General features: G+C 63.8%; 17 protein-coding genes, 1 tRNA gene and 1 pseudogene. 12 read left to right on the top strand and 7 right to left on the bottom strand.

Annotated features, from left to right (window positions below):
• Nucleotides 1–106: 106 nt before the first annotated feature.
• Nucleotides 107–412: a GIY-YIG nuclease family protein gene (locus ATB98_RS27575; RefSeq protein WP_066879930.1), complete on the bottom strand. Its 306-nt coding sequence runs from the start codon at nucleotides 410–412 to the stop codon at nucleotides 107–109.
• 225 nt (nucleotides 413–637) lie between these two features.
• Between ATB98_RS27575 and ATB98_RS27570 the strand changes: the two genes are divergently transcribed.
• The 5 genes from ATB98_RS27570 to ATB98_RS27550 all read left to right on the top strand — a co-directional run bounded on the left by ATB98_RS27570 (nucleotide 638) and on the right by ATB98_RS27550 (nucleotide 6,655).
• On the top strand, nucleotides 638–1,825 hold the full coding sequence (locus tag ATB98_RS27570) for a glycine C-acetyltransferase (protein ID WP_066879851.1): 1,188 nt from the start codon (nucleotides 638–640) through the stop codon (nucleotides 1,823–1,825).
• 206 nt (nucleotides 1,826–2,031) lie between these two features.
• Nucleotides 2,032–3,069 (top strand): L-threonine 3-dehydrogenase, encoded by a 1,038-nt coding sequence (gene tdh, locus ATB98_RS27565; protein WP_066879848.1) that lies wholly within the window; start codon nucleotides 2,032–2,034, stop codon nucleotides 3,067–3,069.
• Nucleotides 3,070–3,110: 41 nt separating this feature from the next.
• The gene (locus ATB98_RS27560; protein ID WP_066879845.1) at nucleotides 3,111–3,455 is read left to right on the top strand and encodes a GFA family protein; all 345 of its coding nucleotides are present in this window, start codon (nucleotides 3,111–3,113) and stop codon (nucleotides 3,453–3,455) included.
• 459 nt (nucleotides 3,456–3,914) lie between these two features.
• Entirely contained in the window at nucleotides 3,915–5,969 is a 2,055-nt protein-coding gene (gene rpoD / locus ATB98_RS27555; protein ID WP_066879842.1) for an RNA polymerase sigma factor RpoD, read from the top strand.
• A 392-nt stretch (nucleotides 5,970–6,361) separates the two neighbouring features.
• Entirely contained in the window at nucleotides 6,362–6,655 is a 294-nt protein-coding gene (locus ATB98_RS27550; protein ID WP_066879840.1) for a GYD domain-containing protein, read from the top strand.
• Between the two features lie 124 nt (nucleotides 6,656–6,779).
• Here ATB98_RS27550 and ATB98_RS29610 read toward each other — a convergent pair.
• A pseudogene (locus ATB98_RS29610) lies at nucleotides 6,780–7,581 on the bottom strand (DUF2066 domain-containing protein).
• Nucleotides 7,582–7,663: 82 nt separating this feature from the next.
• On the opposite strand from ATB98_RS29610, the gene ATB98_RS27540 reads away from it, so the two are divergent.
• From ATB98_RS27540 to ATB98_RS27520, 5 genes are all read left to right on the top strand, one after another.
• Nucleotides 7,664–8,233 (top strand): transglycosylase SLT domain-containing protein, encoded by a 570-nt coding sequence (locus ATB98_RS27540; protein ID WP_066879834.1) that lies wholly within the window; start codon nucleotides 7,664–7,666, stop codon nucleotides 8,231–8,233.
• A gap of 90 nt (nucleotides 8,234–8,323) precedes the next feature.
• Nucleotides 8,324–8,677: a DUF1428 domain-containing protein gene (locus ATB98_RS27535; protein ID WP_066879832.1), complete on the top strand. Its 354-nt coding sequence runs from the start codon at nucleotides 8,324–8,326 to the stop codon at nucleotides 8,675–8,677.
• Nucleotides 8,678–8,993: 316 nt separating this feature from the next.
• Nucleotides 8,994–9,416: a secondary thiamine-phosphate synthase enzyme YjbQ gene (locus ATB98_RS27530; RefSeq protein WP_066879928.1), complete on the top strand. Its 423-nt coding sequence runs from the start codon at nucleotides 8,994–8,996 to the stop codon at nucleotides 9,414–9,416.
• Between the two features lie 79 nt (nucleotides 9,417–9,495).
• Nucleotides 9,496–9,900 carry a ketosteroid isomerase-related protein gene (locus tag ATB98_RS27525; RefSeq protein ID WP_066879830.1) on the top strand — a complete coding sequence of 135 codons (405 nt, stop codon included), beginning with the start codon at nucleotides 9,496–9,498 and terminating at the stop codon, nucleotides 9,898–9,900.
• Between the two features lie 314 nt (nucleotides 9,901–10,214).
• On the top strand, nucleotides 10,215–10,571 hold the full coding sequence (locus ATB98_RS27520; RefSeq protein WP_066879827.1) for a hypothetical protein: 357 nt from the start codon (nucleotides 10,215–10,217) through the stop codon (nucleotides 10,569–10,571).
• A 240-nt stretch (nucleotides 10,572–10,811) separates the two neighbouring features.
• On the opposite strand, the gene ATB98_RS27515 is transcribed toward ATB98_RS27520, so the two are convergent.
• Complete coding sequence (locus ATB98_RS27515) at nucleotides 10,812–11,597, bottom strand: SIMPL domain-containing protein (protein WP_066879817.1); 786 nt, start codon at nucleotides 11,595–11,597, stop codon at nucleotides 10,812–10,814.
• Between the two features lie 151 nt (nucleotides 11,598–11,748).
• Between ATB98_RS27515 and ATB98_RS27510 the strand changes: the two genes are divergently transcribed.
• Nucleotides 11,749–11,824: transfer RNA gene (locus ATB98_RS27510), tRNA-Ile, on the top strand.
• A gap of 176 nt (nucleotides 11,825–12,000) precedes the next feature.
• On the opposite strand, the gene ATB98_RS27505 is transcribed toward ATB98_RS27510, so the two are convergent.
• The 4 genes from ATB98_RS27505 to ATB98_RS27490 all read right to left on the bottom strand — a co-directional run bounded on the left by ATB98_RS27505 (nucleotide 12,001) and on the right by ATB98_RS27490 (nucleotide 17,639).
• Nucleotides 12,001–12,840 (bottom strand): hypothetical protein, encoded by an 840-nt coding sequence (locus ATB98_RS27505; protein WP_066879814.1) that lies wholly within the window; start codon nucleotides 12,838–12,840, stop codon nucleotides 12,001–12,003.
• 231 nt (nucleotides 12,841–13,071) lie between these two features.
• A complete protein-coding gene (gene glf / locus ATB98_RS27500) occupies nucleotides 13,072–14,229 on the bottom strand; it encodes a UDP-galactopyranose mutase (protein WP_066879810.1) in 1,158 nt (385 codons plus the stop codon).
• Between the two features lie 31 nt (nucleotides 14,230–14,260).
• Complete coding sequence (locus ATB98_RS27495; protein ID WP_066879926.1) at nucleotides 14,261–15,565, bottom strand: DUF6250 domain-containing protein; 1,305 nt, start codon at nucleotides 15,563–15,565, stop codon at nucleotides 14,261–14,263.
• A gap of 37 nt (nucleotides 15,566–15,602) precedes the next feature.
• A complete protein-coding gene (locus ATB98_RS27490; protein WP_066879806.1) occupies nucleotides 15,603–17,639 on the bottom strand; it encodes an O-linked N-acetylglucosamine transferase, SPINDLY family protein in 2,037 nt (678 codons plus the stop codon).
• A 614-nt stretch (nucleotides 17,640–18,253) separates the two neighbouring features.
• On the opposite strand from ATB98_RS27490, the gene ATB98_RS27485 reads away from it, so the two are divergent.
• A complete protein-coding gene (locus ATB98_RS27485) occupies nucleotides 18,254–23,317 on the top strand; it encodes a beta strand repeat-containing protein (protein WP_066879803.1) in 5,064 nt (1,687 codons plus the stop codon).
• Nucleotides 23,318–23,332: the final 15 nt, after the last annotated feature.

The following is a 23,332-nucleotide window of genomic DNA, read 5'->3' as shown; positions in this document are numbered from 1 at the left end:
GCAAATCAGTCCCTCTGTTGCAGCCGTAGGGAATCACGGCGAAAACCCAAAAGCCAGAGGGCTTTTTCAGCAGCCTGCTAAGCGGAGACCGACATGCGAAGTGACTTTACAGTCCATGCAGATAGTGGGCGATGTCTTCCCACTCCGGGTTCATCTGCTCTATCAGGTTCAGCTTCCATTTCCGCGGCCATTTCTTAATGTTTTTTTCGCGGGTGATGGCGGCGGTCAGCAGGTCATGCTCCTCAAACCAGACCAGCGTCTTCACGCCATACTTCGACGTGAAGCCGGGCGTCAGGTCGTTTTGATGCTCAAACAGACGATGCGACAAATCACGCGTGACGCCCGTGTAGAGCGTCCCGTTTCGCTTGGAAGCCAGAATGTAGACATAACCTTCATTGGCCGCAGCGTGCATGTTGGACAGCATGTCCGCAAGTGAAAGTTGTCATGGTCAAGCGAAGTGCCATCATCCCGCCCTCATCCCTGTGCTTGTCACAGGGATCCAGCAGCGCCGCGTCGGTGGCGCGGAAGACGCTTGAATCCCGCGCGTTTCGCCCCGACAATGCCGCAAGAATTTGCTGTGCAAGGCATGTGATCGTGCTATTTGTCTATACAAACCCTCTGTTGAAAGCAGTCCGCCATGACCTCAGCCTTCCTCTCCCACCTGCGTTCCGAACTCGAGGGCCTGAAGACGGCCGGGCTTTACAAGTCCGAGCGCGTCATCACCTCCAAGCAGTCGGGTGAAATCGAGGTCGCTTCCGGCGAGCGCGTCCTGAATTTCTGCGCCAACAATTATCTTGGCCTCGCCGACAATGAAGAGCTCGCCGAGGCTGCGAAGAAGGCGCTCGACCGTTACGGCTACGGCATGGCTTCGGTTCGCTTCATTTGCGGTACGCAGGAGGAGCACAAGCAGCTCGAGGCGCGAATCTCGTCCTTCCTCGGCATGGAGGACACGATCCTCTATTCCTCCTGCTTCGACGCCAATGGCGGCCTGTTCGAGACGCTGCTCGGCGAGGAGGACGCCATCATCTCCGATGCGCTGAACCACGCCTCGATCATCGACGGCGTGCGCCTCTCCAAGGCCAAGCGCTTCCGCTACGCCAACAACGACATGGCGGCGCTGGAGGAGGAACTGAAGAAGGCGGAAGGCAGCCGCTTCAAGCTGATCGCCACCGACGGCGTCTTTTCCATGGACGGCATCATCGCCAACCTCGAGGGCGTCTGCGACCTGGCGGAGAAACACGGTGCCATGGTCATGGTCGATGACAGCCATGCGGTCGGCTTCGTCGGCAAGCACGGCCGCGGCTCCGCCGAACATTGCGGCGTCGAGGGCCGGGTCGACATCATCACCGGCACCCTCGGCAAGGCGCTCGGCGGCGCCTCCGGCGGCTACACCTCCGCCAAGGCCGAGGTCGTCGATTGGTTGCGCCAGCGCTCGCGGCCCTATCTCTTCTCGAATACGCTGGCACCGGTGATTGCGGCCGCCTCGCTCAAGGTTTTCGAGCTGATCGAAAACGGCGATGCGCTTCGCGGCCGCCTTTATGCCAATGCGAGCCTTTTTCGCGCCGAAATGGCAAAGCTCGGCTTCACGCTGGCCGGCGAGGGGCACCCGATCATTCCGGTGATGCTCGGCGATGCGGCGCTGGCGCAGGAGATGGCGGCGCGCATGCTCGAGAAGGGCGTCTACGTGATCGGCTTCTCTTTCCCGGTGGTTCCGCGAGGACAGGCGCGCATTCGCACCCAGATGTCGGCGGCGCACAGCGAAGCGGACGTGCGCCGGGCGATTGCCGTGTTCGAAGAGGTTGGCCGCGCGCTCGGGGTGATTTGAGTGGGTTTGCCCCTCACCCTAACCCTCTCCCCGCACGCGGGGAGAGGGGACGTAGGTGCCGAAAGCGCGAGTTGCCGAGCGCCGGCCTAACAGCGCCTTGGAGCATATGGGTGCGGCCAAGCGCAGCGGGATCCCCGCTCCCCGCTTGCGGGGAGAGGGCTAGGGTGAGGGGCAGAGTTGCGTGAGACGCGGAGGAGTGAGTCGAGATGACCAACATGATGAAGGCGCTGGTCAAGACGAGGCCGGAGGTCGGGCTTTGGATGGAGCGGGTGCCGGTGCCGGAGATCGGGCCGAACGACGTTCTGATCCGCGTCAAGAAATCGGCGATCTGCGGCACCGATGTCCACATCTGGAACTGGGATCAATGGGCGCAGAAGACCATTCCCGTGCCGATGGTGGTCGGGCACGAATTCATGGGCGAGATCGCGGAGGTCGGCTCGGCCGTCACCAAACATCATGTCGGCGAGCGGGTCTCCGGCGAGGGACACATCGTCTGCGGCAAGTGCCGCAACTGCCGGGCGGGCCGGGGGCATCTTTGCCGCAACACGCTCGGCGTCGGCGTCAACCGGCCGGGTTCCTTCGCCGAGTTCGTCTGCCTGCCGGAATATAATGTGGTGTCGATCCCGGATGACGTGCCGGACGAGATCGCCGCGATCTTCGATCCCTTCGGCAATGCCGTGCACACGGCGCTGTCCTTCGACCTCGTCGGCGAGGATGTGCTCGTCACCGGCGCCGGGCCGATCGGCATCATGGGCGCCATGGTCGCCAAGCGCTCGGGCGCCCGCAAGGTGGTGATCACCGACATCAATCCCGTGCGCCTCGATCTCGCGCGCAGGGTCGGCATCGACTACGTCGTCGATGCGTCGAAGAAGAACCTTGCGGAGGTGATGCGCTCGATCGGAATGACCGAAGGCTTCGACGTGGGGCTGGAGATGTCGGGTGCGGCACCCGCCTTCCGCGACATGATCGACAAGATGAACAATGGCGGCAAGATCGCGATCCTCGGCATCGCCCCCGCGGGCTTCGAGATCGACTGGAACAAGGTCATCTTCAAGATGCTCAACCTGAAGGGCATCTACGGCCGCGAAATGTTCGAGACATGGTACAAGATGATCGCCTTCGTGCAGGGCGGCCTTGACCTTTCGCCGATCATCACCCATCGCATCGGCATCGACGATTTCCGCGACGGCTTCGAGGCGATGCGCTCCGGCAATTCCGGCAAGGTCGTGATGGACTGGATGTGAGAGAACGAGCGGCGATTGCTGCGTTGAACGAGGAGGAATGCATGCGCTATGAGGGAAGCTGCCATTGCGGGCAGATCGCGTTCGAGGTCGAAGGTACGTTCGAGGAAGCGATTGACTGCAATTGCTCCATGTGCCGGCGGCGCGGCTCGCTGCTGGCATTCGTTCCGCGCGAGAAGCTGACGCTGAGGACGCCGGAAGCGAAGCTCTCGACCTATCTCTTCAACAAGCGGGCCATTCACCACCATTTCTGTGCGAATTGCGGCATCGCGCCCTTTGCCGAAGGCGACGGGCCGCATGGCAAGATGGCGGCGGTCAATCTTAGATGCCTCCCCGAATTCGACCTGGAAAGCGTCAAGATCGTGAAATACGACGGCCGTTCGGCGTGATCCGCCGGCTGCCCGCTCTTTTCGGCGCCCAGGATCGCCTGCGTCCATCTCGATGACGCTTGACAAGAGGAAGCCCGCCTCTTGTCTTTTAATGGGCCGCTCCTACATGTTGAGCGAAAGCTGATGAACCGTGCAAATCCCACCAATTAGGGTTTTTTGGCGATTTGCGCGGTTTTTCGCCGGAAATGCTTGACGGGATCAAAATTTCTGGGAATCACCATTTCAAGCAGAAATGGCGACATGGTACGGCGGATAGGAAATCATGCCAGGGACGTTTCAGTGGCAGGACTGTCGAAGCTTGCCCGTTCACCGCGATCGCTGTCGTGGTTAATCAGGAATTAAACATCATCCCGTTACGTCAGGGGTAATAAGTCGGTGGCGGGTACGCGGCGTGCCCGGACCTCCGAGCGGCATTGGCACAGGATGCCCGGCCGGTTGCGACAAGGAAAGCGACGATAAATGGCAACAAAAGTCAAAGAAAACGAAGAAGCAGACGTTGAACGCGAAGGCACTCCGGACGGTCCGCTTCTCGATCTTTCCGACGATGCTGTCAAGAAGATGATCAAGGCCGCCAAGAAGCGCGGCTACGTGACGATGGACGAGCTCAACTCCGTCCTGCCGTCCGAGGAAGTGACCTCCGAGCAGATCGAAGACACGATGGCCATGCTTTCCGACATGGGCATCAACGTCATCGAGGACGAGGACGCGGAGGAAGCGGCCGGAGGCGAAGACGAGGACAGCGGTGACGAAGGCGAAGGCGAGGGCGGCGAGCTTGCGACTGTCGGCGGCACTGCGCTTGCGGCCAGCAAGAAGAAGGAACCGACCGACCGCACCGACGATCCGGTGCGCATGTATCTGCGCGAGATGGGCTCGGTGGAGCTTCTCTCCCGCGAGGGCGAAATCGCCATCGCCAAGCGCATCGAGGCCGGCCGCGAAACGATGATCGCGGGTCTCTGCGAAAGCCCGCTCACCTTCCAGGCGCTGATCATCTGGCGCGACGAGCTGAACGAAGGCCAGACGCTGCTGCGCGAGATCATCGATCTCGAGACGACCTATTCCGGCCCCGAGGCCAAGGCCGCGCCGCAGTTCCAGAGCCCGGAAAAGATCGAAGCCGACCGCAAGGCGGCCGAGGAGAAGGAAAAGGTCCGCAAGTCTCGGGTCGCGGCCAATGACGACGACATCACCAATGTCGGCGGTGAAGGCCAGCCGGTCGAGGAAGAGGAAGAGGACGACGACGAATCGAACCTCTCGCTCGCCGCGATGGAAGCGGAACTGCGCCCGCAGGTGATGGAAACGCTCGACATCATCGCCGAGACCTACAAGAAGCTCCGCAAGCTGCAGGATCAGCAGGTGGAGGCGCGCCTTGCCGCGACCGGCACGCTGTCGCCGGCGCAGGAACGCCGCTACAAGGAGCTGAAGGACGAGCTTATCAAGGCGGTGAAGTCGCTGTCGCTCAACCAGAACCGCATCGATGCGCTGGTCGAGCAGCTTTACGACATCTCCAAGCGGCTCATGCAGAACGAGGGCCGGCTGCTGCGCCTTGCCGAATCCTATGGCGTCAAGCGCGAGGCCTTCCTCGAGCAATATTCTGGCGCGGAGCTCGATCCGAACTGGATGAAGTCGATCAGCAACCTTGCCGGCAAGGGCTGGAAAGAATTTGCGAGGGCCGAGAACCAGACGATCCGCGACATCCGCCAGGAGATCCAGAATCTCGCGACCGAGACCGGCATTTCCATCGCCGAGTTCCGCCGCATCGTCTCGATGGTGCAGAAGGGCGAGCGCGAGGCGCGCATCGCCAAGAAGGAGATGGTCGAGGCGAACCTGCGTCTCGTGATCTCGATCGCCAAGAAGTACACCAACCGCGGCCTGCAGTTCCTGGATCTCATCCAGGAAGGCAATATCGGCCTCATGAAGGCGGTCGACAAGTTCGAGTACCGCCGCGGTTACAAGTTCTCGACCTATGCGACCTGGTGGATCCGGCAGGCGATCACCCGCTCGATCGCCGACCAGGCCCGCACCATCCGCATTCCGGTGCACATGATCGAGACGATCAACAAGATCGTCCGTACCTCGCGCCAGATGCTGCACGAGATCGGCCGCGAGCCGACGCCGGAGGAACTGGCCGAAAAGCTCGCCATGCCGCTCGAGAAGGTGCGCAAGGTCCTGAAGATCGCCAAGGAGCCGATCTCGCTCGAAACGCCCGTCGGCGACGAGGAGGATTCGCATCTCGGCGATTTCATCGAGGACAAGAACGCGCTGCTGCCGATCGACGCCGCCATCCAGGCGAACCTGCGCGAGACGACCACGCGCGTTCTCGCTTCGCTGACGCCGCGCGAGGAGCGCGTGCTGCGCATGCGTTTCGGCATCGGCATGAACACCGACCACACGCTCGAGGAAGTCGGCCAGCAGTTCTCGGTGACCCGCGAACGCATCCGCCAGATCGAGGCGAAGGCGCTCAGGAAGCTCAAGCACCCGAGCCGCTCGCGCAAGCTGCGCTCGTTCCTCGACAGCTGAGCAGATTTCAACGGATGAAAGTCATCAAAGCCGGGCCTGGTGCCCGGCTTTTTTGCGTACGCGCTACCGCCCGTTCGCCGGCGCAGTTGTTCGGTTCAGACCGCGGGATTATACTTCGCAGCTTGCCGCGAAAGGCGGCACGGGTTGCAGTCAGGAGTCGTTGCACGGCAGGCGTCCGGGCGCCCTGGAGCGTCGGTACAGGGAAGCGTGAGAGCGCCCTGCGACGCCCGCGTCCTGTCAGATGCGCAAAGGTCGCTGCAGCACTTTGACTTGCTGCATGTCCTTGTCCCTGGATCGAGGTCGATTTGAGGAGACATGCAAGCAGCCCTTTTGAAATCGGAGCATACTGGGCGCTCTCCGTCGAGGGCGCGATGCTCTGCGGGAGGTGTGAGATGACTACATACGTCGTTCTCCTCAACTGGACGGAACAGGGTATCAAGACGGTGCGAGAGTCGCCGAAACGGCTGGACGCGGCGCGGAAGGTGCTTGAGGAAATGGGCGGCTCCTTCAAGGACTTCTATCTCACCATGGGCGAATACGACATGGTCGCAATCTGCGAAGCGCCGGATGACGCGGTGGCCGCCCGGTTCGCACTGACGCTCGGCACCTACGGCAATGTGCGGACACGCACGATGAAGGCCTTTCCCGAGGCCGCCTATCGCGAGCTGATCGGAACGCTTGGCTAGAAAGGTGATGACGACTGCGGCATGTCTCCTTGAATCGATCTGGATTCGAAGGGCAGCGCGCGTGGTCGTCCCTCATCCCGCTGCCGCGACCTTCTCCCCGCGCGCGCGGATTATGGTCACGGGGTCATCGCGGCGTGCCGTTTCCGGAGAGAATCTGAGCCGCCCCGCGGATGGCGTCGCGGAACGCGTCGTCGAAGCTGACCCCGCTTTTCCGCCAGCGGAAGACGCTTCCGGCGGCGATCAGGCGCCAGTCGGCGATCCAGCCGCGCGCGGCGTCGCTCCATGTGAGGGTGCCGGCGAGTGTCACCTCGGCCCCCATTCTCCCTGCCAAAGCCTGCAGCCGAGCCGGTGCGGCTGCCGTCAAGGCCGCGACGTCGAGCCGCTCCTCTGCAAGCGTCGCGCTTTGCGGCAGCTTTGCCGCAAGCGCGAGGGGTATCGTCGCCGCCTGAAGCGATTGCGCCATATAGGGGCTCTCCGTCCCGTCGGCCGTCAACATGAAAAGACGGGTCCGGTCGCGGACGCCGAGGACGAAGGCCAATCGGGGGCGGGGTGAAAGCCAGGGCTTGCGTCCGAGCACCTGCAGCAAACGATCGACGGTTGCCGGCTCGAAGCGGCAGGTCAGGTCATGCGGCCGGTCATGCGTCCCCTGTTCGTCGTGGATCGGGATGCCTTCCAGCCGGTCGCGATAGGAGAAAGTGGCTACGAAGCCGCCGGCGCGGTCGAGGAGGGGCGCGAGGTTCGGCGCCGGACACTTTCACCAGAACCTCCGTCAGGCACTCGCGGAAGCCGATCTGCCGGTTTTTCTCGCCCGTGCCGGTGACGATGGCATCGCTCGTGTAGAGATCGCCGCCGCCTTCGTTCGGTGCTGCCGCCGCAAGGCAAGGAGCGCCGGCGAGAGCGGCAAGCAGGAGGGAAACGGCCGTCATCTTGGCAAACATTCAACGTCGCCTCAAAACCGATCCTTAAGATTTACGCTTTATCAATCTCTCGCAAACGAGAGGTTCCGCGATGCGTTGGGTTTTTGTCGTCGTCCTCCTGTTGCTGGCCGGCTGCGGAACGGTGCCGAGGAACACCCGGAACGCCTGCGCGGTTTTCGAGCAGCGAGATGGTCTTTTCACCAATTGGCGCCGGGCCGCCTATCAGGCGGCGCGTGAATATGGCGTACCCGTTCCGGTATTGATGGCCACAATCTACACGGAATCCGGGTTCCGCCACAATGCCAGGCCGCCGCGCACCAAGCTCTTCGGCTTCATTCCCTGGACGCGGGTGTCGACCGCCTACGGATACTCGCAGGCGCTCGACGGCACCTGGGCGCGCTATCAGGCCGAAACCGGCCGATGGATGGCGCGCCGCACCGACTTCGCCGACGCGATCCGCTTCATCGCCTGGTATCACAACGAGAGCCACCGCAGGAACGGCATCGCGCTCAACGATACGTATCGGCTCTATATCGCCTATTATCACGGGCACGGCGGCTATGCGCGGGGCAACTGGAGCGAGACGGCGAGGACCGGCGCCAAAAGGGCGTCCGCCATCGCCGGGAGCTATGCGCGCCAACTGCGCAGCTGCGGCTCATAAGGGCGGCGGCGGCGCAAAAAAATATCATTCGATTGTCGGAACCTTTCCGCTTCGACCGTCCTTTGGCCACTTTCAAAGGAGGAGACTGACATGACCTATGTGGATGGGTTTCTCGTTGCCGTGCCCAAGGCAAATATCGAAGCGTATAAGAGTCTCGCGCGGAAGGCCGGCGATGTCTGGAAGGAACACGGCGCGCTCAATTATGTCGAAAGCCTCGGAGACGACGTTCCCTATGGCGAGCTCACATCCTTTCCGCGGGCGGTTCAGGCCAAGGAGGACGAGACCGTCGTCTTTTCATGGGTCGTCTACAGGTCGCGCGAGGATCGCGACGAGATCGTCGCCAAGGTCATGGCGGACCCGCGGCTCCAGGGCGACGAGTGGAAAACGGTTTTCGACGGCAAGCGGCTGATCTATGGCGGGTTCGAGACCTTTCTCGAACTGTAGGCACAGTACGCGACAGCGACGGGATTGGCCTGCAGAGGCTGCCTTCTTGCCCTCATCTGCGCTTGGCACGGACATCCACCAGTGCCGCGTCTGCGGCACGGAAGAACTTTTCCCAGCCCAAGGACTGGGGCTGGCTCGGTCCCCGTGACAGGCACGGGAATGAGGGTCGCTGGCGAGGATCACCGTACCCCAAATGCGAGGCAGCGAAGGCTGCGGTCGTGGGCCGTGGAACTCTGGACAGGCTGCTGCATATCGCCTTGATTGGTGAGAACTGCGCTGCAGCCAACCGCGCAGCAGCCAAACGGGAAAGATGCCGATGCCGCAGACCGTCGTGACGATCGCCACCGAGGGGCAGGGCCTCTACGAGTTCACAGCCGAGGCTGCCGAGTTCGTGCGGGCATCGGGCGTCGCGGAGGGGTTGCTCACGGTTTTCGTCCGCCATACCTCCGCGTCGCTCATCATCCAGGAAAATGCGGATCCGGACGTGAAGCGCGACCTCCATCAGTTCTTTCATCGCCTCGTGCCGCCGTGCTCCGATCCCTCGATGCGCTGGGTCGTTCACACGCTCGAAGGCCCGGACGACATGCCCGCCCATATCAAGGCGGCGCTGACCCAGGCCTCGCTCGGCATTCCGGTGATGGATGGGCGGCTTGCGCTCGGCACCTGGCAGGGGCTTTACCTCTTCGAGCACCGGGACCGGCCGCATCGCCGGGAGATCATCCTGCACCTCGGCGCCTGACCCGCCGGGGGTGCAAGGCCAGCCGCTTTTTTCTTCGCGCTTCTGCGGTAGAGTAGGGGAGTTTGCGGAGGGAGAGAGGATGCCGGACGCCCAGACGATTGCCAGCCGCTTCATCGATGCCCTGAACGAGCGCGACTTCGAGGCGATGTCGCGCCTCGTCGATGAGGATGTCGAACTCGATTCGCTCACCGGCCAGCGCACCCTTGGCGTCGGCCCGCTCAGGGCCTGGGTGATGAGCTATCTGCGCCATTTCGACGAGAGCTTCGGCGACATCGTGCTGATGCACGATGCCTTCGGGCAGCGCGTGGCGGCGGACACGACGGCGCGCGGCACGTATCGCGAGACGATGGCCGGCTTTCCGGAGGCATCGGGACAGTCCTACTCCGTTCCGAGCGTCTTCATCTTCGAGATCGAAGGGGGCGTCATCACCCGCCTCAGCCACTATCGCAACATCCGCATCTTCGAGCGCGAACTGGCGCGCTGAACCGCCCGCGAAAGCGCCATTCTTCACGAAGTTCAACGCCTTATCGCGATCGCCGCGCTTGGCCTCAGGGCTTCGTGCAGGAACGAATTGCCGCGCACTTCGTTTCCCTTACGGTGAGTGAGGAGGCGGTGAGCGGCTTGCCGACGGCACGCCGCCGCCGTGCGGACTGCGCCGGCTGTCGAGTCGTCGCGGACGTCCTCCTAATCTGAACAGCGCATGAACGGAGGGTTCCGGGAGCGTTCAGGTTACCCGGCCTAATGTCGGGACAATCGTTGAACCCCTGCATGAACCCTTTGTTACGCCGGAGAAACACCATGAAAAAGTTCCTTACGAAAGCTGTCGTTGCCGCCTTTGTAGGCCTGACTGGCCTGGTTGGCGTGGCCCCCACGGTTTCGGCCCAGTCGCTCACCCTCGAATTCGGTCCGGGCGGTGTGCAGTACCGTGACCATGATCGCTACGACCGGCGCGATCGCCCGCGCTACGGCTATGAGCGCCGTGGCCGCTGCGCACCGTGGCTCGCCGTCGACAAGGCACGCGACCGCGGCCTGCGCCGGGCCCATGTCGCCGACGTTTCCCATCGTCGCGTCGTCGTCGAGGGCCGTCGTCGCGGCGAACGCCAGGCCATCATCTTCGCCAACGTACGCGGCTGCCCGATCATCGGCCGCTGGTAAGTCCTGACGTACCGTCCTGTCTCCCGCGGACGGAAAAAGGCCCCTTGCGCGAAGCGTAAGGGGCCTTTTGTTTGCTCGTCCTGTCCATCAACGTCGAGCCCACAGAAATGGACGCGCCGAGATTGCAGCCGCAGCGCGAGGAAAGCGGCGGCGCCGCGTCCCCCTTCGCCCCGCTTGCGGACCGCGTGCGGGCCGGCAGGCGGATCAGGGGGCCGCTCGAACGTCCCCCAACCCCGCTCTCTACTGGTTGACCGCAAAAGTCACGTTGACCGTGACGTTATAGGCGTTCTCGCCGGTCGCCACCGGCACGGCATCGGCGGCAAATTCCTTGGCCATGCTGCGCATCGGGACCGGCGGTTCCGGCCGGGACGGCTGTTCCGAGAGCTCGATCAGTCGCCCGAGCTCAACGCCGGCCGCTTCGGCGAGTACCCTGGCCTTGGCGATGGCATCGGCGACGGCCTCCTTGCGGGCCTCGGTGATCACATCCTCCGGCTTGTCGTTGGTGAACTCGATGCCGCCGCCCTGGTTGACCCCGAGGCTCACCGACTTGTCGAGGATCTCGCCGAGCTTCGCCAGATCGCGCACACGGACGCTGACGCCGTTGACGACCTGGTAGCCCACCAATTGCGGCGGCGGGTTGCTGCCGTCATTGGGCTGCGGGTAGTTGTATTGCGGGTTGATCGAGAAGCCGCTCGTCTGCAGGTCGCGCTCGGCGATGCCGGCTTCCTTGAGCGCCGCAAGCACATCCGCCATCGCCTTGTTGTTGGCGTCAAGCGCTTCACGGGCGGTCTTGGCGTCCTTGACGACGCTCAGTTGCACGATGGCCATGTCCGGAACGGTGGTCGCGCGCCCTTCGCCGGAGACCTTGATCACCGCCTGGCGGCCCCTGATGCCGTCCGGCCGCCCCTTGGCGTCCCGCTTGCCGGCACCATTGTCGTCGGCCGCGGCCGCCGCCGCCAAGGCGCCCGCGAAGGCCGCGGCGAGCGCGGCGACGTGAAGCGTGCGGGCAAAACGTGTAGCAATCATGGACGTGTCTCTCCGGTTGTTCCTTGATCGATTCCATGCTTCTCGATTGTGTAGGTATTGCGGCAATGGCTTGTCGGCGAAGCGGTTTTCCGCTAGAGCCAATTCCGGTTCGCGAATTGCCATTGGTTCGCGGCAACCGCCGATGGCGGCAGGGCCTGTAGCTCAATGGTTAGAGCCGGCGGCTCATAACCGCTTGGTTGGGGGTTCGAGTCCCTCCGGGCCCACCAAGCTTTTGATTTACCTTGTAAATATTGAGCATGCCAACACCGCTGATTGACGGCCGATAACCTGCGCCTCATGACCGGCGGCCTTCGCGCTTGACGATGGAGAGTGCGGGTGTGGCAAGCCGCTTGCGGCTCGCCATTGATGTAGGTGTCCGAATGCGGGCAGTCGGTTCGGCGGATCAGAACGACAGGCGGTTGTTGGACCAGACGGGGCCGAGGCGTTCTTCCTCCCGCAGGGTTGCCGAGCCGTAGGAGAAGCGCATGCCGCCGAAGATCGTGCTCGTGTTGCCGGAGAGCGATTCGCTGAAGCCGGAGAGCTCTTCGTTCACAAATTTATAGCCGGCGAAGAGCGTCACGGGGAAGGCTTCGGGACGGTAATTGGCCGTCAGCTTCAGGGCGCGCTGATCGTAATCGATGCCGCTTTCGGAGATGCGGTTGAGGGAGCCGTCGAGGTCGAAGCGGATGTTGTCGGTCGCGTATACGCGTGCGCCGAGCGCGCCCATGTAGTGGTCGGCGCCGAGCGTTTCCACCCGCGCCTGGCCGAAGCCGAGCGCCCCGTGCAGGGTCCATGTGTCGAGGAAATAGGCGCCTTCGACGCCGCCGACGTAATCGTTGACATGGGTGTCCAGGCCCGGATCGAGGCGTGCCGCCTGCAGGAAGAGGCCGGCGGCATAGGTGTCGTCGCGATAATAGCCGTGAAGCGCGCCGTCATAGCTGTTCGTGTCGATATCCTCGTACGAAGCGCGGGTGTAGCCGAGATCGACCTGCAGGTTCATGCCGGAGCCGGCGTCGACGTTCACTGCACCGCGCAGTTCCCAGCTATCCGTATCGATATCACCGGGTGAATCGACGGCGGCGCCATAGGCGCCTTCGATATAACCGGCGACGCCGCCGGAAGCCTGTTCGACCGGCACCTCATAGGCGTCCGCGGGGCCGACCAGCGGCCGGTCCATATCGGCCGCCGCCGCCAGCCGCGCACCTGAAAGAAGAAAAACGAGAAGACTGCCCGCCCGGATCATTGCCCCATTCCTTATTGCAAACCCGCGAGGAACGTAAACGAGCATGGTTAACGCAATCTATATGCGCAGATCAGCGGCTGGCCGGACTGCGTTCATGCCAGTGCGGGATGCGCTCACATGCGTTCGGGCCACCCGCCCTATTTGTTTGTTTTGCCGCATTTGTGCAACGTCAGGTGATTCCACCTGACTGCAAAATGCTCCAAGCACCGCGGGGCCGCCCCGACCGGCATGTCACATCGGCGAATGCAAGAACGCAGGCATGGAAGCGCCGGCATCCTTCTTCGAGAGATAGAGCCGCGCCGTGTCGAGGGCCTCGCGGATCGTCACGTCCATGTCGAGATAGCGGTAGGTGCCGAGGCGTCCGACGAAGGTGACGGCGGTTTCCTGTACGGCGCGCGCCACATAGTCGGCGAGCTGTTCTTTCTCCTTGACCAGACGGATCGGGTAATAGGGAATATCTTCGGGGCCGCAGGCGCGGGAGAACTCGCGGTAGCAAACGGAGCCCGCATGGTCTTCCCACGGGGAGAAATGCTTGTGCTCGGTGATCCGCGTATAGGGCACCGAGACTTCTCCGTAGTTCATGACGGCGCAGCCCTGGTAATCGCCTTCATAGGTGAAGCGTTCGAAATCGAGGGTGCGGTAGCCGAGCCGGCCGAATTCGTAGTCGAAATAGCCGTCGAGCGGACCGGAATAAAAGACGTGCCTGAAGCCCGTAGCCTCGGTGCGCTGGAAATGCGTTCCGAGATTCACGGCGATGTTGGGATGATCGAGTATGCGCCCGATCATGTCGGTATAGCCGTTTTCGGGCATGCCCTGGTATTTGTGGAAGAAGTAGTTGTCGTCGTAGTTGAAACGCACCGGCAGCCGCTTCAAGATGGAGGCCGGCAGGTCGGTCGGCGAGCAGCCCCATTGCTTTTCGGTATATCCCTTGAAAAAGGCCTCGTAGAGATCCTTGCCGACGAAGCGCAGGGCCTGTTCTTCAAAGGTTTTCGGCTCGGCTATGGTCTTGTCGGCCTGCTCTTCGATGAATGTGCGCGCCTCGTCGGGCCTGAAATTCCTGCTGTAGAACTGATTGATCGTATGGAGATTGATCGGCAGGGAATAAACCTGGCCGTTGCTGGTCGTCTTGACCCGGTTCTTATAGGGCATGAAGGTCTGGAAGCGGTTCACATAGTCCCAGACCTCGGCGTTGTCCGTATGGAAGATGTGCGGCCCGTAGACATGGAGCATCACTCCGGTTTCTTCGTCGCGCTCCGTGTGGCAGTTGCCGGCGATATGGTCGCGGGCGTCGAAGATCTCGATTTCGTGGCCGGCCTCTGCGAGTTCCCGGCCGATCACCGCACCGGAAAGTCCAGCTCCGACGATTGCAATTTTCTCGTTCACGCGCATTCGAAACCTGTCCTGTCTCGTGTTCTGAAGGTCATCGGCCCGAGGCGGCCATTCTTTCCAGCCTGGGATAGGCGGGCTCATCCTTGTGATGAAGCCTGTCGCGCATGAGCGCGTCATAGGCATGGATCAGACGATCGACATCCAGTCCGCGTTCCTGAGGCCCGAAACTGAGGTGGCTCACGGTGAAATCCGAATAGATCGCGGTGGGCCGGCCGAGGAATGTCGGCAGGTCGACGGTCAGGGCATGCTCGTCGTCGCCCTTCGGCAGAGCCATGTGCACAAGGTCCTTGCCGAGCCATGCAATGAAGTTGATCGATTGCCGTTCTCTCCACTCGACCACCGCGGTCGGCAGGGGCAGATGCTTGTCGTCCGCCTGCAGGAAGAAGTCGTGAAGCCTGTCGGCGCGCTCGGCGCTTTGCCACAGGCTTCCGCCGAAGCCGCCGGGCGGGTGCTCGAAATGGCCGACAGCATCGGGAATGGAGCCCGCGGCCTGTTGCAGATAGGCGCAGACGCCATTGTTCACGACATTGGCGGAGATGACGAAATAGTGCGGGTTCGTCCTCCTGAACTCGATGAAGTCGTCGAGCTTTTCGACGTCCAGATAGACGATGTCATCGTCGCACTTCAGAAACACCGCGTTCGAGAAGTCCCGCAGCCGCTTCGCGTAGTAGTCATAGGCCTGCCAGTAGGGCAGCGTCTCGTTCGGATTGCCGACATAGCGCCTTGTCCGCGCGGTCACGTCGCTGAACTCGAGGTCCGCGCCCCAGCCGCCGCGGACCATCACCGACGCCTCGGACCGCCAGTCGAGCTCCGGCCAGCGGCCGATCGCCACGCCATTGACGGAGAGCGCGGGGACGCCTTCGGCATCGAGGTTGAGAACGACCTCATTCGGCACCCCCGGCGAAAGCGCGCCGGGCGTGGAGCGGCTCCAGATCGGCGTGGTGTCGGCGCGCTCGAAACTCTCGAGGTCGCTGCGGGGCAGCTTGCGCACCACGGAATGCTTGTTGTTCCAGCCGCCGACGACGATCTCGAAATAATGCGCCGGGTCGTCGTTCGGCAGGACGGCAATGTGCAGGTCGTTCGATATGGCCGCGTCGGTCCGGAACGAGGAAAAGGGCGTTACCGTTCCCTTCAACTGGTAGGGCGCCTTCGACCCCATGTAGCGGACCGGGCCGAATTCGCGCGTGACCCAGTCATGATCTTCAGGCGAGCGCGTGAAGTCCCACAGATGCCATTCGTCGATGATCCCGAGGTCCATGGCCCTGCGGACATATTCCGTCAGGATCTCCATTCTCTTCTGCCTGCCGGCAAATGTGACAAGTATTACAGGCGCCATGCTTCCCCCCGCCGCTTCCAATCGCTCGTCGATACCCTCATTCCGTCCAAAGGCGGCGATCGCGCGCGATCGGCGCATAGTCGTTCCACCTCGCGAGCTTTTCGGCATATCGCTGCCGATAGGCGCGGTCGTCCTCGAACTCGACGTTCTCCATGACGATCTCGGCCCCGACCTCGTAGTAGACGTCGAGGTTCCGCAGGTCCGGAACCGGTGTTTCGCCCCGCTCGCATTCGCCCTGCATCTGCCAGAACAGTTCTTCCAGGCGCCGGGCCAGCGCCGGAATGTCGCGCAGCACGCTCGTTTCACGCTGCCGCTGGAGCGAGTCCCGGATGGCGGCCAGGCTCTCGCGGTCGCGCGCGAAGGCGACGGCGCGGGCGACATATTCCTCCGGCGAAGCGCATGCGAGTTCCGGCACGCCCGCGGCCGCGATGATGCTGCCGCAGAAGCGCGAGGCGAAGCTCTTTCCCGGCACCGTCAGGATCGGCAGCCCCATCGTGATCGCGTCGGCGGCGGTCGAATGCGCCCCATAGGGGAACGTGTCCAGGAAGAGATCGGCAAGGCCGATCCGGGCGAGATGGTTCGGATTGGCGGCCTTGCGTGCGAAGATGACGCGCTCGGGCGCGATGCCCGCCTGTTCGGCCGCCTTGAGCAGCCGCTGGTTGGCGTCCTCGTCGCCTGCGAGCAGCCACAGGACGCTGTCGGGCGTCTGCGAAAGAATCGTCATCCAGCGGGAAAAGCAGCTGGCGGTGATCTTCTGCATGCCGTTGAAGCAGGCATAGACGAAGGCGTCGTCGGGCAGGCCTGCCTCCGCGCGGCTCGGCCGCGCCGCGATCGGCCGCTTGCGGTCGAGGGGCTGGTTGCAGGCGATCCGCAGGACCTTTTCGGAATAGTAAATCTCGTTTTCGGGCGGAACGATGTGCGCGTCCGCGATCATGTACTGATGGAACGGGCTGCCCATGGAGCCGGGATAGCCGCAGAAATTGACGATGACCGGCGCCGGCCGATAGGCAAAGATCTTCGTCCGGGCATGTTTGGTATAGCCGTTGACGTCGACGAGAATGTCGACGTCATCGGCGGCGATCTGCTTCGCCGCATCGATATCGCTGAGCGCAGTGATATCGCGCCAGCAATCGACGGCCGCCCGGATGCGGCCCTGCGTCGTGTCATTGGGCCGCATCTCGCCGGAATAATAGGCGAAGATCTCGACGCTGCCCTTGTCGTGCAGTTCCATGACTTCGCAGAGTGCGAAACCGACCGCGTGCTCGCGCAGATCCGAGGAGACATAGCCGACGCGCAAGCGCTCTCCGGTTCCCGATTTCCGCCGCGCCGGCTTGCGCGGAAAGCCGCCGAGATCGGGCCGTCCGACCAGGGCCTTGCTGTAGCGATAAGCCTTGGCGAGCTGGAACATCGGGTCGTCGGTGTAGCAGCCGAGCGCCAGGGGCGACATTGCATCCAGCAACTGGCGGATCGAGACATGCTCCGACGCCACCAGGATCGGCCACTTGCATTGGCGCTGACGCAATGCCGTCCAGTGCTGGCCGGCCTCGGTCTTTTCCGGCTGCAATTCGATCGCCTGCCACAGGGCCGCTTCGGCATCGTCCAGAAGACCCGCACCTTCCATCACCCGGCCGATGTGCTGCAGGGACATCAGGCGATGGCCGAGGCGTTCCGGCGTGATCTCGGCGGTGGCCTCGACATATGCCCGCCATTGCTCGACCGCCTGGCGGGCCTGGCCGCAATCCTCGAGCGCCCGGCCGAGATTGATGTAGCCCGGCCCGAACCGCGGATTGACCTTCAGGCAGGCGCGGAGCGCCTCCACCGCACCGGCGAGATCACCCGTCTGCGCGAGCGTGACCGAATAGTTGAAGTAGGCAAGATGGAGGAGCGGATTCGTATCGTTGAAGGCGATCCAGTTCTTGAAGACCTCGCCTGCCTGCGCCCGTTGCCCGGAGGCGTTCAATGCCTCCGTGACCTGAAACAGATCGATGAGCGACAGCTGCCTGTTGCGTGCTCGCTCCACGAGGCCGGGGAGCGGCGAAACGCGGTCTGGGGCAGGGGCGTTGATGTTGAGCATGGAAATCCCACAAGCAAGCGGCCGAAAGGCGGAGTTGAAACCCGACGCCGGAACGTCGTTTCCTCTCTAGCGGCGCTAGCTTGCGTTGGACTTGTGGGCCCACAGCGCCGCGCGTCCCGTCAGACGCGCCTGGAGCGGCACGTGCCTGCTGGTTGGCGGCGCGAGCATCACCCGGGCGTGACGCTCGGAAAAATTGAAATTGTGTCCGGCAAGGGAACAGGCTTAGCGAGCTGTTAACCCGATATTAGGAACTCCGGAATAAACACTTCGGTGAGATTCCTGCCCTTGGACGAATCCCGTGGGGTGTTCAAGGACGGATCTCGGTGCAACGGTCTTGCTGCAAGCAAGCAAGACGTTCGTGTCAGAAGCGGGGGGTCAGGGTCGTTGCACACCCTGGTTGCATGATGCCCTTCCAGCCCGCCGGCTCGTGCGAGCCATGTTCCATGTCAATCTATGTTCGTCCCTCCGGACGCTCGTCTGTTCGATGTCGGTTGTGACATCCGGCAGCGGCGTTGCCAGCAGGCTGCTGTGAATGAGGCTTTGCAAGCCGTTTCGCGCGCCGGGTGGCAGGCGAGATGAATATTTGCAATCGGCTAACCAATAGGCGCGCGCTCATGACCTCGATCGTCTCTTCTCTGTCCGTCAACCAGATCCGCTCTCTTTCGACCGCAGCGATCACTTCACTGACCACGGAAGACGTGGCGGCCCTCAGCACGGCGCAGGTGAAGGCGCTCTCCTCGGCCCAGATCGCCGCTCTCGAGACCGACGACATCGCCATCCTTACGACGGCACAGCTGACCGCGATGTCGGCTACCGCGATCAAGGGACTGACGCTCGACCAGCTCGCCGCGCTCGACACCACGCAGGTCGGAAGCCTCGCCACCTCCCAGGTCGCGGCGCTCACCTCCAGCCAGGTTGGCGCGCTCTCCACCGATCAGATCGACGGCTTCACCACCGCGCAAATCGCGGCCCTGAGCTCGGCGGCGGTCGCTGCCATGTCCACCGACGATCTGGCGACCTTCTCCACCACCGAGATTGCGGCGATCAGCGCCCGGGCCCTTGCGGGGCTTTCCACCGACAATATCGCGGCGCTCTCCAGCGACCACGTCGCCGCCTTGACGACGGCTCAGGTTGCGGCGCTGACCTCCAGCCAGATCGGGGCGCTCACCTCCGACCAGGCCGTTGCATTGACGTCTGACCAGGTTGCGGTTCTGAGCGCACGGCAAATCGCGGCGCTGACCACCGATAATGTCGCGGCGCTCTCGACCGACCAGGTCGCGGCCCTGAGCTCCAAGGCGGTGGCGGCCCTGACCTCCACCCAGCTCGATGCCCTGAGCTCGGCTCAGGTCGAGGCCTTGAGCTCCGCACAGATCGCCGGCCTCAGCGCCACCGACCTCGCTGCCCTTTCCTCCGACGACATCGCCACCTTCTCGACCGCCGAGGTCGCGGCGATCGCCGCAAAGGCCGTGGCCGGCCTCTCCACCGATGTGATTGCCGCGCTCAGCACCGACAAGATCGCCGTGCTGACGACGAGCCAGATCAGCGGCCTGACCTCCAGCCAGGTCGGGGCGCTCACCTCCGATCAGGCGGTGGCGCTGACCTCTTCGCAGATCGGCGCTCTCCGCGCCACGCAGGTTGCGGCCCTGACCACCGACAATCTCGCAGCGCTCTCCAGCGACCAGATCACGGCCCTGAACACCAAGGCGGTGGCGGCCCTGACCTCCGCGCAGTTCGACGCTCTCACCTCCGATCAACTCGCCGCCCTGACCTCTGCGCAGGTCGGTGCGCTCAGCTCGACCGCGATCGCCGCCCTGTCCACGGACGATCTGGCAGCGTTCGACAGCGCCGATATCGCGGCGATCAGCGCCAAGTCGCTTTCGGCGCTGTCCACCGACAATGTCGCGGCACTCTCCAGCGATCAGGTCGGCGCCTTGACGACGCGCCAGGTCGCGGCCTTGACCTCCAGCCAGGTCGGCGCGCTCACCTCGGCGCAGATCGATGCCTTGAGCTCCACGCAGGTCGGCGCACTCAGCGCCACGCAGGTCGCGGCGCTCAGCACCGACAATGTCGTATCGCTCTCGACCGACCAGATCGCCTCTCTGAGCTCCAAGGCGGTGGCGGCCCTGACCTCCGCGCAGCTTGACGCCATGACCTCGGATCAGGTCGAGGCCCTGACCTCCGGACAGGTCGGCGCGCTCAGCGCTTCCGATCTCGCCGTCCTGTCTTCGGACGACATCATGACGTTCTCGACCGCCGACATCGCGGCGATCAGCGCGAAGTCGCTGTCGGGCCTGTCCACCGACACCGTTGCGGCGCTCAGCAGCGACCACGTCGCCGCCCTGACGTCGAGCCAGATTGCGGCCTTGACCTCCAGTCAGGTCGGGGCATTGACCTCCGACCAGATCGACGTCCTGACGTCCGCGCAGGTCGGCGCGCTCAGCGCGACCCAGGTCGGGTCCTTCTCGACCGACACAATTGCGACGCTCTCCACCGATCAGGTTGCTGCCCTCAGCACCAAGGCGGTGGCGGCTTTGAGCTCCGCCCAGTTCGAAGCTTTGACGACCGACCAGATCGATGCCCTGACCTCGGCGCAGATCTCTGCCTTGAGCTCGACCTCGATCGGCGCGCTCTCCACCGACGACCTGGCGACGTTCTCGACCGCCGACATCGAGGCAATCAGCGCGAAGTCCCTGGCAGGTCTCTCGACCGATAACGTCGCGGCGCTCTCCAGCGACCAGATCGGCGCCCTGAAGACGAGCCAGGTCGCGGCGCTGACGTCCACTCAGGTCGGAGCGCTGACTTCGGACCAGCTCGACGCCCTGACGTCCGCCCAGGTCGGCGTCCTCAGCGCTGCGCAGGTCGCGGCGCTCAGCACCGACAACATCGCGACGCTCTCCAGCGATCAGGTAGCGGCCCTGAGCACCAAGGTGGTGTCCGCCCTGAATTCCGACCAGATCGGTGCCCTGACCTCCGACCAGATCGACGCCTTCACCTCGACGCAAATCGGCGCCCTGAGCTCGACGGCGATCGCCTCCCTCTCCAGCGAGGATCTGGCGACCTTCTCGACCACGGACATTGCGGCGATCGGCGCGAAAGCCCTGGCGGGTCTCACCACCGATAACGTCGCGGCGCTGACGAGCGACCAGGTCGGCGCCCTGACGACGGCCCAGGTTGCGGCCCTGACTTCTACTCAGGTCGGCGCCCTGACCTCCGACCAGATCGACGCCCTGACCTCCGCGCAGGTCGGCGCGCTCAGCGCGACGCAGGTTGCGGCCTTCTCCACCGACAACATCGCCTCGCTCTCCAGCGACCAGGTCGCGGCTCTGAGCACCAAGGTGGTAGCCGCCCTGACCTCCACGCAGATCGATGCTCTGACCACCGATCAGATCGACGGGCTGACCACCGCGCAGATCGGTGCCCTCGGCGCGACAGCGATCGCCGCGCTTTCCACCGACGATCTGGCGACGTTCTCGACCACCGACGTCGCGGCGATCAGCGCGAAGGCTCTGGCGGGTCTCAGCACCGACAACGTCGCGGCGCTCTCCAGCGACCTGATCGCCGCCTTGACGACCGGCCAGGTCGCGGCGCTGACCTCCACTCAGGTCGGAGCGCTGACTTCGGACCAGCTCGACGCCTTGACGTCCACCCAGGTTGGCGTCCTGAGCGCGAAGCAGGTCGCGGCCCTCAGCACCGACAACGTGGCGTCGCTGTCGACCGACCAGGTCGTCGCCTTGGCCACCGCTGCGGTGGCGGCCCTTACCTCCGACCAGCTCGACGCCCTGACCACCGATCAGGTCGAGGCCTTGAGCTCGGCGCAGGTCGGAGCGCTCAGCGCGACCGACCTCGCAGCCCTCTCTTCGGATGACGTCGCGACGTTCTCGACCGCCGATATCGCGGCGATCAGCGCCAAGGCCGTGTCGGGACTTTCAACCGATGTGGTTGCTTCGCTCAGCACCGACAATATCGCCGCCCTGACGTCGAGCCAGATTGCGGGACTGACTTCCGCCCAGGTGGGAGCGCTGACCTCCGATCAGGTGGCCGGTCTGACGACGGCGCAGATCGGCGCGCTGAGCTCGGCAGCGATCGGCGCCATGTCCACCGAGGATTTGGCAACGTTCGATACCGCCGATATCGCGGCGATCAGCACGAAGTCCCTGGCGGGCCTCAGCACCGATAATGTCGCGGCTCTGACAAGCGACCAGGTCGCTGCCCTGACGACGGGCCAGGTCGCGGCGCTCTCCTCCAGCCAGATCGGTGTGCTCACCTCCGACCAGGCCGTCGCATTGACGTCGACGCAGGTCGGCGCACTGAGCGCTTCGCAAGTCGCGGCGCTCACCACCGACAATGTCGCGGTGCTCACGACCGATCAGGTCAGCGCGCTCACGACGGGGCAGATCGCCGGGCTGACGTCCAGCCAGATCGGTGCTCTCACCTCCGACCAGGTCGGCGTGTTGACAACCGCGCAGATCGGCGCCTTGAGCTCGACGGCCATTGCGGCCCTGACCACGGAAGACCTGGCAACGTTCGATACCGCCGATATCGCGGCGATCAGCGCCAAATCGCTGGCAGGCCTCACCACCGACAATCTCGCAGCGCTCACGAGCGATCAGATCGGCGCCCTGACGACGGGCCAGATCGCCGGATTGACCTCGGGTCAGGTCGGGGCGCTGACCTCCGACCAGGTCGTGGCGCTGGCGTCTTCGCAAGTCGGTGCACTGCGCGCAACGCAGGTTGCGGCCCTGACGACGGACAACGTCGCGGTGCTCACCAGCGACCAGATCGCCGCCCTCACGACGAGCCAGGTCACCGCGCTGACCTCGAGCCAGATCGGTGTCCTGACCTCGGCCCAGGTCGATGCCCTGACCTCCAGCCAGGTCGGAGCGCTGGGTGCGACGCAGGTCGCGGCCCTGACGACGGACAACATCGCGGGGCTCTCCACCGATCAGGTCGCGGCGCTCAGCACCAGTGCGGTGGCGGCCCTGACCTCCACACAGTTCGATACGCTCACCACCGATCAGATCGACGGTTTGACGACCGCACAGATCGGTGCCCTGGGCACGACTGCGATCGCCGCCCTGTCGACGGACGACCTGGCAACGTTCTCGACCGCCGACATCGCGGCGATCAGCTCGAAGTCCCTGTCGCGACTGTCCACGGATAGCGTCTCGGCGCTCTCCAGCGACCAGATCGGTGCCTTGACCACGGGCCAGATCGCGGCGCTGAGCTTCAGCCAGGTCGAGGCCTTGACCTCCGACCAGGTCGGTGCGCTGACCTCTACGCAGGTCGCAGCCCTGAGTGCGGTTCAGGTCGGGGCTCTGACCACCGACAACGTCGCGGCGCTCACGACCGATCAGGTCGTCGCCCTCGGCACGAAGGCGATCGCCGGCTTGACCTCGGCACAGATCGAGGCCCTGACCACCGCTCAGGCCGAAGCATTGAGCTCCACGCAGGTCGCGGCCATGAGCTCGACCGCCATCTCGGCGCTCGCCACGGAAGATCTGGCGACGTTCTCGACGGACGACATCGCCGCGATCAGCACCAAGGCGGTGCGGGGCCTGTCGACGGACGACATCATGAACCTGAACAGCGATCAGCTGCAGGCTCTGACGACCACCCAGGTGCAGGCGATGGACGACGACCAGGTTGCGGCGGTCATCGCGGCCTATCAGGCGATCTAATGGATCACGGCGCGG

Origin of the sequence: Sinorhizobium saheli (genome assembly GCF_001651875.1) — a bacterium.
Lineage (GTDB): Bacteria > Pseudomonadota > Alphaproteobacteria > Rhizobiales > Rhizobiaceae > Sinorhizobium > Sinorhizobium saheli.
This window is presented reverse-complemented; position numbering and strand designations above follow the sequence as displayed.